Source organism: Streptomyces bauhiniae (assembly GCF_004784475.1).
Lineage (GTDB): Bacteria > Actinomycetota > Actinomycetes > Streptomycetales > Streptomycetaceae > Streptomyces > Streptomyces seoulensis.
The window spans coordinates 513041-523156 of sequence record NZ_SRRT01000006.1 but is presented as its reverse complement, the minus strand read 5'-3'; the positions used below and the strand labels follow the sequence as shown (position 1 = coordinate 523156).

At 65.4% G+C, this 10116-nt stretch carries 7 protein-coding genes, 1 tRNA gene and 1 pseudogene; 3 read left to right on the top strand and 6 right to left on the bottom strand.

Going from position 1 to position 10116, the window contains the following annotated elements; all coding sequences use genetic code 11:
* The first annotated feature begins 122 nt into the window (after positions 1 to 122).
* Positions 123 to 689, top strand: coding sequence for a DUF4365 domain-containing protein (locus E5083_RS22215; RefSeq protein ID WP_135787432.1), 567 nt, complete (start codon positions 123 to 125; stop codon positions 687 to 689).
* On the top strand, positions 686 to 1879 hold the full coding sequence (locus tag E5083_RS22210) for a hypothetical protein (protein WP_135787431.1): 1194 nt from the start codon (positions 686 to 688) through the stop codon (positions 1877 to 1879). The genes E5083_RS22215 and E5083_RS22210 overlap by 4 nt, the downstream gene beginning before the upstream one ends.
* A 226-nt stretch (positions 1880 to 2105) precedes the next feature.
* On the opposite strand, the gene E5083_RS22205 is transcribed toward E5083_RS22210, so the two are convergent.
* The 3 genes from E5083_RS22205 to E5083_RS22195 form a co-directional block, all read right to left on the bottom strand.
* Positions 2106 to 4082: a Druantia anti-phage system protein DruA gene (locus E5083_RS22205; RefSeq protein WP_135787430.1), complete on the bottom strand. Its 1977-nt coding sequence runs from the start codon at positions 4080 to 4082 to the stop codon at positions 2106 to 2108.
* Positions 4079 to 5536: an ATP-binding protein gene (locus E5083_RS22200; RefSeq protein ID WP_135787429.1), complete on the bottom strand. Its 1458-nt coding sequence runs from the start codon at positions 5534 to 5536 to the stop codon at positions 4079 to 4081. Before E5083_RS22200 ends, E5083_RS22205 begins: the two co-directional genes overlap by 4 nt.
* 88 nt (positions 5537 to 5624) lie before the next feature.
* The gene (locus tag E5083_RS22195) at positions 5625 to 6008 is read right to left on the bottom strand and encodes a hypothetical protein (RefSeq protein WP_135787428.1); all 384 of its coding nucleotides are present in this window, start codon (positions 6006 to 6008) and stop codon (positions 5625 to 5627) included.
* A gap of 210 nt (positions 6009 to 6218) precedes the next feature.
* Here E5083_RS22195 and E5083_RS31805 point away from each other — a divergent pair.
* A pseudogene (locus E5083_RS31805) lies at positions 6219 to 6604 on the top strand (LacI family transcriptional regulator); the annotation flags it as partial.
* 360 nt (positions 6605 to 6964) lie between these two features.
* Here E5083_RS31805 and E5083_RS22185 read toward each other — a convergent pair.
* The 3 genes from E5083_RS22185 to E5083_RS22175 form a co-directional block, all read right to left on the bottom strand.
* Positions 6965 to 7041: transfer RNA gene (locus E5083_RS22185), tRNA-Thr, on the bottom strand.
* Between the two features lie 107 nt (positions 7042 to 7148).
* Positions 7149 to 8780 carry an alpha/beta hydrolase gene (locus E5083_RS22180; protein WP_135787427.1) on the bottom strand — a complete coding sequence of 544 codons (1632 nt, stop codon included), beginning with the start codon at positions 8778 to 8780 and terminating at the stop codon, positions 7149 to 7151.
* A 66-nt stretch (positions 8781 to 8846) separates the two neighbouring features.
* Positions 8847 to 10052, bottom strand: coding sequence for a DNA polymerase III subunit delta' (locus E5083_RS22175; protein ID WP_135787426.1), 1206 nt, complete (start codon positions 10050 to 10052; stop codon positions 8847 to 8849).
* Positions 10053 to 10116 lie beyond the last annotated feature (64 nt).

Sequence of the window (10116 nt, the reverse complement as noted above, 5' to 3'; positions counted from 1 at the left end):
CGTTGGTGGCGGTCCTGTCGTCGCCATCCGCAACCGTCGTTCGTGTGACGTAGCCCATGAACGGAAAAGAATAGACTTTAGGGTGACTTTGACCGCTGGCTGCGATACCAGGAGGGGGATGTATGCCGGCAGATGACCTCGAAGAGGCCATGGGTGAGGATGACCTCGCAGAGGGGCAAGTGCCGATCACGGCACTACAGGAACATTTCAGCGTGTCGTTTACGCGAATGATCGCCTACGCCGCCGGATGCTCGATAAAACCTCATGAGACCGACTATGAGGGCGTTGACATTACGATCGTTTCATCGACGGAGTACCGCGGTTACTACGGTCCGCAGTTCGAGCTCCAATTGAAGTGCACCTACCAAGAAAGTCTGCTCAAAGATGACAGCATGACCTGGCGTATGAAGGCAAAGCCGTTTCGGAAATTGACACGCAGGAAACGGTACATCCCCGCCTATCTCGGTGTACTCCTTATCCCACGCGAACCAGAGCCATGGCTACGAACCGATGAATGGGGCTTGTTCACGCGAAGCCGCATGTTCTGGGAATCTGCCGATAACCTGAGATACGACGGCCCGATCAAGGAGTACCACACGGTACATTTGCCACGTCGCAACATGTTCACGGGCGAGCAGCTTTTGGGCATAATGAAGACGATCGGCGATGCAGAGGAGGGTTCGCGGTGAACCGATCCATACTCGAAAGTTACCGCGATATTGCATCTGCGTTGACTCCTCTTGCTGTCTCCCAGTTCCTGGCTTCTCATGACTGGGAACTGGAACATCAACAGCCCGATGTTCGTCAGGTCTGGCGCTATGGCTCGGGTCACTTGTCCACCGCGCCACGTGTCATGATCCCGCTTGCTACGGACTTCGCAGATTTCATGCCACGCTTCGTGGACGCGCTCGAGTCACTCGGGCACATTCATGACTGGGATGCAGGTCAGCTACTAGAACACGTCATCGCCACACGTGCGGATCTCTTTTTCGTTCGTATCGATCAAGGCATGATTGACGGCACAATCCCCTTCCAACAAGCCGAAAGGACGCTGCAAGCCATCTACAAGATGATGAGGGCAGCAGCAACCACAACCGCTGACCCCCATCACTCGCATAAGGGACGCCGGCCAGCGGCAGTAGGCGAATTCCTCGATGAAGACGTACGCCTCGGGCACACGAAGCGTGGCAGTTTTGTATTCACTGTCGTAACACGCCTGGGAGACCCTAGCGCTCAGGCTATCGGCAGCCCCGAGCGGCCAACTATTGCCTTCCCTCGGCGGGTCATGGAAACCCTAGCTAGAGGACTTGAGACCACAAAGCGCCTGACGCAATTCTGGGACCAGGAGGCCCTCGAATTTCCAAGCGCTCGCGGGCTAAGTGCAGGGCTGGTCGAGTCACTCGAAGATATGTCGCAGCCCGAACACCTTCGTTCGCTGGACTTGTCTTTCCAATGGGCAGCATCTGAACGTAGGCCAGATGTGGGACTAGCAGCCATTGTGCTGGACCGCGATGTGATTGATGGGCTCCCGCGAGTCCGGGAGCGGCTCGTACGAAGGGAAGAGCCCACACGACGGGAGACGTTGGTCGGACTCGTCAAATCACTCACGCGGGATGATGCGGCATCCAGCAACGACGAATCAGCAATCATCACCGTAGCGGCGGAGGTAAGTGGCAAAAGTCTGCGAGTCCAGGTTCCGCTAGCTGGCGAGAATCACGGCTGGGCAATAATGGCATACAAGCGCCAACTGCCCTTTACGGTGACCGGAGACCTCTCATACGAACGTCGCGCATGGCGTCTGACAGGCGATATCGAAGTCGACTCGAGCTTCCTGCAGCACGTCTCAGGATCGTCAAAACCCGACTTGGGCGAGGCATGAAGCAAGAGCATTCCAAGCACCAGCGTCCGTCCCCCGCGGGCTGTGCTCCCGGAACCCGGGGTAGCACAGCCCGCGGGCACAAGCGATCGCATGACGACTTCTGTGCTCAAGCATCCGCGCTTGAGTACGAGACTGGTCACGCCCCGTCGGTAGTCATCGTGCCGGAAGGCCTCCCAAGCAGCGCGCTGGGCCGACGCCAGCGTCTGGAGTAGGTGGTAACGGTCTCTTAATCGGAGATAGGAAACATTTCCTCGCCGGGCGCCGGCATTCCCTCTCCTACAGGCAGCGGTACGCGGGCACCGTGCTCCACTGGACGGACCAACCGATGCGAGCGCATGGACTCAAGAACATGCTCCTGTGTGGCCCGTCGTCGGCACCAGCGCTCAAGCCACCACTCGGAGACCTTGGCGTCCGCCTCGGTCAGTTCGGGATTCAACAGGTACCTCGGCTCCTGGTCGACGCCGAGCGAGTAGTCCCGCAGGTTCTCGACCAAAGGAACCCCGTAGAGGATGCGCTCCCGTCCGTGCTTGAGAAGCTCGTTGGCGGGCCAGCCAAGAGCTGCCAGCCCCACTCGGACCTTACGTAGTCGGGGGCTGACACCCTCGCCGAAGAGACTGTTGACCCGGACGAGCGAGCCGCTCAACGTCGAGGCTCGAACCAGGGCGTCGACTGTCTCATCGGAGAAGTGAGAGGTCCCGAAGGACCGTGACCGTCCAAGCTCGTGAAAGCCCATACGGATGTCGCTCTCACCGCCCATGACGTCAGCAGGCCAAAACAGTCGGTTGTACTGACTTGAACCGGTGCCGTAGAGCGACGTGGTTCCGACGAAGGAGAGCCGGGGCTCACGCAGGATCGGGCGGCCGGCCATCGCCGACGCGATCTCGCTCGGGCGTGCATACTTCTCGCGGTAAGCGGACAGAACCTGGGGCGAGACGGCAAGAGCCCCCACTAGCTTCCCCGCCGCTAGCGCGCTGTAGGGCGCCACGGCGCCGCAGACGGTGAGGTCGGCGATGACAGTACCGACCCTCTCTCCACGTGCGCGACGCACCACTCGGCGCATCTGCGAACGGGCCTTAGGATCCGAGAAGGCCTTGGTGAGTCCTTCCATCGTGGGCGGGGAGAGATAGCCTCCAAGCAGGCTGGCGATCTCTAGGGCTTCTGCGAGCGCTGACGAACGCTTGCTCCGAAATAGGTCAGTTTCGGCGCGCTCCACCCACGCTTCGCGGTCGATGTTGCGGACCGCACGGATCGTGCTCGCCTGGTGGTGCCTCTGCCGATGCCGATCGGCATCGGCCCGCAACCGAGCGATGACCTCAGGCGTGGGCGCTGCCAGGTCGGTCGGTTGGAGAATCCCGTCACGAAGGAGATCGTCAACGTAGATCTCGCGCTGCTGGCCCTCGATCCGCTGAGCCAGCCAGCCAGCAATATCAGCAGTGGGCTCAGCTTGCACCTGCTCGAGGAACTGATCCGTCTCCCAGCCCATCCAGTGGTCACGCTCGGCAATCTGGACGACGGGGCTGGAGATGGCCGCCAACCCGATCACCGCGTGAAACTCGGTGGCTGCGTCCCGGACCAGGATCGGCATCGAACGGCCAGGCACGGTCGCGTAGGCGTTGGACCATGTGTGGCGGAAGTAACGCCAGATGTCGTGAAGTTTGAATCCGGTCAGCTCACAAGTCGATGAGTCGACGATCTGAACGTAGGGCTTAATGACATCCGCAGACGCGCCGGCGCGCTGAAGCGCGTCAGCCATCTCGCGGCCGTCACGCATCAGGTTGAAGACGGAGACCAATCGGTCGCCGTGCTGGTGCGTGCGCTCCATTCCCTCGACGAACCGTCGAACGCTGCTCTTTCTGAGCTGTTCGTCACGGCGGAGGTGCTCCTGACGCCGGATCCGGGCCTTCTCCACCTTGCGGTCGCCGTGGACTGAAGGGGGAGTAAAGACGGCCTTAGACTTGTCCACTCGGACCGTCCAGCCTTGATCCACAAGATCGATGGCGACGTGAGCAGCTGCCGCGAGCAGAGGCTGGTCGTACAGGTTGTTGATCTTGGCTGCCTTCATCCACCGCTCGTGGTCGCCTACGGCTTCAGCCCCCACCGGCGTGCTCGCAAGCTGGGTGCAGAGCCGGGCGAACCCTTGCCGTTCCCCGCGGGAGGAATCGGCCGGAAGGCTGAGAGGGACGAGTTTTGCCTCTTCTTTCATGACTTTTGGAGCATCCGTCCGTAGGTCCTGCTCCACATGCGCAGGAGATCGTCGCAGTTGTGGCCGTCGCGGCTGAGGAGTGTTGTGGTGCGGGCGAAGGACAGGAGGAACAGTTCGAGGGCAGTCCGGAGTTCTCCTGCCGCCTCATCACCCAACTTCTGGAGCGGGCGGTACAACGCTGCGAAGGCAGGGTGGTCAACGTTCAGCGTGACATCGAGCGTGCGCCGCTTCAGAGAAGAGGCGAACATCTTATCGATCGAGAGTTGCTCGGATCCAATCCGGTAACTCAGGGCGCCTGATCCCCTACCCGACGTAGGGATGACAGGTAGATCGACATCCGCGGCCGCCGCTACCCGGCATGACGCCTCCGTGGCCGCTTGAAACTTGACCTCCTCGAAAGCCTGGCGGACACGTGAGTTCAAAAGCCGGGCGATCGCCTCCAACTCTGACCCGAGGGCCTCCTGGAGTACCTGGGAAGGCCGAATTCCCTGCTTGTTGATGGTGATACCAAAATGCTCGTCGAGGACGGGATCAAACTCGATCTCGCAGCGCCACCAGTCGTCGTAGTTCTCTTTGCGCTTCGCCCCCATAAGGTGCCAGCCGGTCGCGATCTCGCGACCGGCGCGGAGGATGGAGACGCCAGCTCCGCCTACGATGCCGCTGCGCCGCTTGGTCGCATTATCCAGGTGATGCCAGTGCTGCACCGGCAGCATCGCGAACCGGACAGTAACGAAGGCCGTCCTGCCCGACGACGCTGCCAGTTCGTAGCGAAGCGGCTCGAACGCCAAGCCGCCGCTGTACCCCTCGATCTTCGCCGTGAGAAGCATGGGATCGACCGGGTCGACCCGCCTCCCATTGAGGGTCAACGTGACGTCCCCGTTGCTGAGGAAGCGGCGGTAGATGCGTCCAAGGTCCCGCCGCAGCGCACGCTCGAGCCAGGCGAGGCGCTGGTACTCGATACGGTCACAGTGCTGCCAGGTCACCAGGCAGCCCGACCCCGTCGTGACGCCGGGCTGACGGCGAGCCCGAAGATCAACCGGGGTCCCGGCCGCGATGGCGTCAACGTCCAAGCAGACCCGGTTGGCCACCTGACCGTTCTGCCATGAGGTCACCTCTACTCGCCGCGCCTGGCTGAGGGACGCGGCAGGCAGCCCCATGCCGAACCGGCCGAACGACTGCCTTTCGTCGAAGCGTGACGAGCCGCCGAAGCGGAGGCATGCCTCGAGCCGGGAGCGCGACATGCCTTCGCCGTCGTCCTCCACACCGATCTCCGGAAGGCCACCTGGTTTGGGCCTCGTGACCGTGACCGCGACCTTCGTCGCTGCCGCCTGGAGCGAGTTGTCGATGAGTTCTGCGAGGGCGGTCGAGAGGCTGACGTAGCCCGACTCCCGGACTGCGCGGATGAAGTTGGAGGAGACCAGGAGGTCGTCCTTACGTTGCGTCTGCCGGCCCATCGCTTCTCCCGATGACTTGCTCAGATACCTGCGTCGAGAGTAGCTGCATCGAGGCCGCCTGGAAAGCCAGTCATACGGTGCGGCAACGTCACTCAGACCTGGTCACGATCGTGACTGTGATCCGCTTCGTCTTAGCTGGCTCGGTCAGGTCCACGCCTGATCCGTCAGCCGTGAGAAGGCGGACCGTAGGGCGGCTAACCCCAGCAACATGCTGGTAGGGCTCGGCAGATTCGAGCATCACGACCCGGCCCGTACGTTGCAGATCGAACGAGATGCGGTGGCCGGCCGTGTGCATGGTGATGATGCGCTCCGCGACGTCCACCTCTGCCACTGCCTCCCCGACGAGCGCGTCTGGAAGAGGTGAAATGGACTTGAGAGAGTTGACGCCGAGCACCTGGAGCGCGGCGATCTTCTTCCCATTGAGTCCCTCCAGGAGGGATGCGATCTCGGCTGCTGACTGGATGGTGGCCATGTGAGCATCATGACTGAAGAGACAAGCCGTGTGTGCCGAGGCGGTCAGCTGCCGTCTGGAGTATCCACTGCCTTTCCTGCCAGTCTGTGGCGAGACACCCGGTATAGCGGGTTGTCCGTCCTGAGCAAGGCAGGGGCCCTGCCCTGATGGCGACGCGAACAGCGTGGAGCCGGATCTTCGCGAGTTTGCCGTTCACCCTGGCAGTCTTGCGGCTGGTATCCAAAGAAGGCACTGCAAGAAGCCCGCCCCGTACGCCTGCTCGGCAAGCCTTAGCCCGACGTTCCAGCCCGAGGACGCGGCGCCAGCAACCGGGCCAACGCCTGCTGGCTCTCAACCGCCAAGGGCCTCACACCTCACAGGCTGTGTCACACCCACCGAACCTAGATGGAAGACCCGGGCACCGGGAGGGTCCTCATGGACAACCGAAGGGGCCACATCGACGGCTCTGTCTCAGCACCCAATGCCCGCGTTACCCCTGGCATACACAAGCGCCTCATGATTGGGCTGACTGAGCAGTGGGAGACAGCGCTCGACGCCCGGCTGGCAGTGCACTCAGCTCGCCGGTGTGCATCCTCAACGATCTCCTTCGCACACGCGCGTCCGTGATTCGACCTTCTCGCCATCGATCCATGTCAGAACCAAACAGTCCCCACGCCGCCGACGGCCCCTCGAAGACCGGTGAATTTCACCCGTTGGCCAGGGGGTGGCGAAGGTTTCTGACGGAGCTTCACGCACGGCTGTCCACCGGTTGTCCACCAGGATCCGTTGTGCCAACCTGGCCTGTCCGCTACCGGCAAGCAAAAGACCAGTTCAGAGCCTTGGCCCGTCGGTCTCGTCACAGAATCGAACCTTCGACCTACGCATTACGATGCACAGATAGAGGGTGCCCGATTTGCCGAGATTTCAAGGCCAACAGAAAAAGAAACCCCAGCTCAGACGCCTGAGCTGGGGTTCAATGGAGCCGCTTTCGGGATTCGAACCCGAGACCTACGCATTACGAGTGCGTTGCTCTGGCCATCTGAGCTAAAGCGGCGTGTTGGACGCACCGGGGTGCGATCGGCAACGTCGGTAAGTCTACACAGGTTCGAGGGGTGGTTCGTACCGGGCCCCCGGTCCGTGGGGGCCCGGTACGGGGGGGGGTCAGGTGCAGCGTTTGCCGGGGGCCGGCGGGGTGCCGTGGAGGAGGTAGGTGTTGATCGCGGAGTCGACGCAGGAGCTGCCGCGGCCGTAGGCGGTGTGGCCGTCGCCCTCGTAGGTGAGGAGGCGGCCCGAGGAGAGCTGGCGGGAGAGGGACTGGGCCCAGCGGTAGGGGGTCGCCGGGTCGCGGGTGGTGCCGACGACCACGATGGGCGCCGCGCCCTTCGCCTCGATGCGGTGCGGCTCGCCGGTGGCCTTGACCGGCCAGTACGTGCAGTTCAGGGAGGACCAGGCCAGGCTCGGGCCGAACACCGGGGACGCCTTCTCGAACCGCGGCAGCGCCTGCTCCACCTGCTCCGGGCTCTCGAAGGCGGGCGGCAGGTCGAGGCAGTTCACGGCCGAGTTGGCCATCATCAGGTTGCTGTAGTGGCCGCGGGCGTCGCGCTCGTAGTAGCTGTCGGACAGGGCCAGCAGGCCCGCGCCGTCGTTCTCGTCCATCGCGGAGTCCAGCGCCTCGCGGAGCTGCTCCCAGGTGCTCTCGTCGTACATCGCCGCGATCACGCCGATGGTCGCCAGCGACTCGGTCAGGCGGCGGCCGTCCGCGTCGCCGGCCGGGATCGGGTGGGCGTCGAGCGCGCGGAAGAACTTCTCCAGGCGGTCGCCGACCTGCGCGGGGGTCGCGTCCTTGCCGTCCAGCGGGCAGTCGGCCTGCTTGACGCAGTCCGCCGAGAACGCCTGGAACGCCGTCTCGAAGCCCGCCGTCTGGTCCAGGTTGATCTGCCGGGCGTCCAGCGAGGGGTCCATCGCGCCGTCCAGCACCAGCCGGCCGGTGCGGTGCGGGAACAGCCCGGCGTAGGTCGCGCCGAGGAACGTGCCGTACGACGCGCCCACGTAGTTCAGCTTCTTGTCGCCGAGCACTTCGCGCAGGACGTCCATGTCGCGGGCCGCCTCGACGGTGGAGACGTGCCGGAGCAGCTTCGCGGAGTGCTCCCCGCAGCCCTCCGCGAACGTCCGGTCGGCGCCGACCAGGGCGTCCGTCTCCTTGGCGTCGTCCGGGGTCATGTCCGTCTGCGTGAACGTGTCCATCTGGCGGCCGTCGAGGCATTCCACGGGCTCGCTGCGGGCCACCCCGCGCGGGTCGACGGCGACCATGTCGTAGCGGGCGCGGACCTCGGCGGGGTAGCCGATGCCGGCGTACTGCTGGAGGTAGCCGATCGCGGAGCCGCCCGGACCGCCCGGGTTCACCAGCAGGGAGCCGAGCGGCTTGCCCTTGCCGGTGGCCTTCTTGCGGGCGACGGCCAGCTTGATGTCGCCGGAAGCGGGCTTGTCGTAGTCGAGCGGCACCTTCATCGTGGCGCACTCGAAGCCGGGGGCGCCGCACTCCCGCCAGCTCAGCTTCTGCGTGTAGTACGGCGACAGCGCCGACGGGGTCGACATCGGCAGCGCGGCCAGCGCCGCCGCCACCGTGCCGTCCGAGCCCGTACCGCCCGCTCCGCAGCCGGACACGAACAGCGCGGACGCCGCGAGCAGGGCGGCCACCGTCCGGGCCGTGGCGCGGGGGGCGGCCAGCGGCCGGAACGGGCGGCGCGCCAGCGGCGGCCGGGCGGGCGGGGGCGAGGAGGGCCTGGTGTCCATCAGGCGAGCGTAACGCTGCGCGACGTTCCGTGTGCTCTGGGTCCAAGTCGTGGCGTCACCCCACGCTCATCCCGCGCGCAGGGCCATCGTCATCGCCTCCACCGCCAGCAGCGGGGCCACATTGCGGTCCAGGGCGTCGCGGCAGGCGGCGATGGCCTCGATACGGCGCAGGGTGGACTCCGGGGAGCCCGCGCCGGCGATCCGCTGGAGGGCGTCCTCGGCGTCCTCGTTGGCGATGGCGACGCGGGAGCCGAGCTGGAGGGCGAGGACGTCACGGTAGAAGCCGGTGAGGTCGCCCAGGGCGACGTCGAGGCTGTCGCGCTGGGTGCGGGTGCGGCGCCGCTTCTGCATGTCCTCCAGGTCCTTCATCACCCCGGCCGTACCGCGCGGCAGCCGTCCGCCCTGGGCGGCGCCGAGCGCGGCCTTCAGCTCGTCGGTCTCCTTGCCGTCCATCTCCTCGGCGAGCTGCTTGGCGTCCTCGGCGGCGGCGTCCACCAGCTCCTGGGCGGCCTTGAGGCAGCCGCCGACCTCCTCGACGCGCAGCGGCAGCTTCAGCACCGAGGCGCGGCGACGGCGGGCCTCGGGGTCGGTGGCCAGACGCCGGGCACGGTCGACGTGCCCCTGGGTGGCGCGGGCGGCGGCCGCGGCGACCTCGGGCTCCACGCCGTCGCGGCGCACCAGCATGTCGGCGACGGCCGCGACCGGCGGGGTGCGCAGGTTCAGGTGGCGGCAACGGGAGCGGATGGTCGGCAGCACGTCCTCGATGGACGGCGCGCACAGCAGCCACACGGTGCGCGGGGCGGGCTCCTCGACGGCCTTGAGGACGGCGTTCGCCGACTTCTCGTTCAGCCGCTCGGCGTCCTCGACCAGGATGATCTGCCAGCGGCCGTTCGCCGGGCTGGTGTACGACTTGCGGACCGTGTCCCGCATGTCCTTGACCAGGATCTCCGCGCCCACGGCCGCGACCGAGGACACGTCCGCGTGGGTGCCGAGCAGCGCGGTGTGGCAGCCGTCGCAGAAGCCGCAGCCGGGGGTGCCGCCGAGGGCGCGGTCGGGGCTCACGCACTGGAGGGCGGCGGCGAAGGCGCGCGCCGCCTGGTTGCGGCCCGCGCCGGGCGGGCCGGTGAACAGCCAGGCGTGGGTCATCTTCGACGTCTCGGGCGGCGGCTGGTCGGCCGCGGCGGCGGTGACGAGCGCGTCGGCGTCCCGCGCGGCCGCCTCCAGCGCCGCGCTCACCTTCTCCTGCCCGACGAGGTCGTCCCAGACGCTCATGGGTCACGCCGCCCTTTCCGTCACTTCGTGTTCCGTCGTCCATTGTGCGGGGGGCCACCGACAA

Excerpts from the sequence above, each read along its gene's own strand:
- E5083_RS22215 (WP_135787432.1), top strand. The coding sequence starts at position 123 with ATGCCGGCAGATGACCTCGAAGAGGCCATGGGTGAGGATGACCTCGCA.
- E5083_RS22200 (WP_135787429.1), bottom strand. The coding sequence starts at position 5,536 with ATGGGCCGGCAGACGCAACGTAAGGACGACCTCCTGGTCTCCTCCAAC.
- E5083_RS22180 (WP_135787427.1), bottom strand. The coding sequence starts at position 8,780 with ATGGACACCAGGCCCTCCTCGCCCCCGCCCGCCCGGCCGCCGCTGGCG.
- E5083_RS22195 (WP_135787428.1), bottom strand. The coding sequence starts at position 6,008 with ATGGCCACCATCCAGTCAGCAGCCGAGATCGCATCCCTCCTGGAGGGA.
- E5083_RS22205 (WP_135787430.1), bottom strand. The coding sequence starts at position 4,082 with ATGAAAGAAGAGGCAAAACTCGTCCCTCTCAGCCTTCCGGCCGATTCC.
- E5083_RS22175 (WP_135787426.1), bottom strand. The coding sequence starts at position 10,052 with ATGAGCGTCTGGGACGACCTCGTCGGGCAGGAGAAGGTGAGCGCGGCG.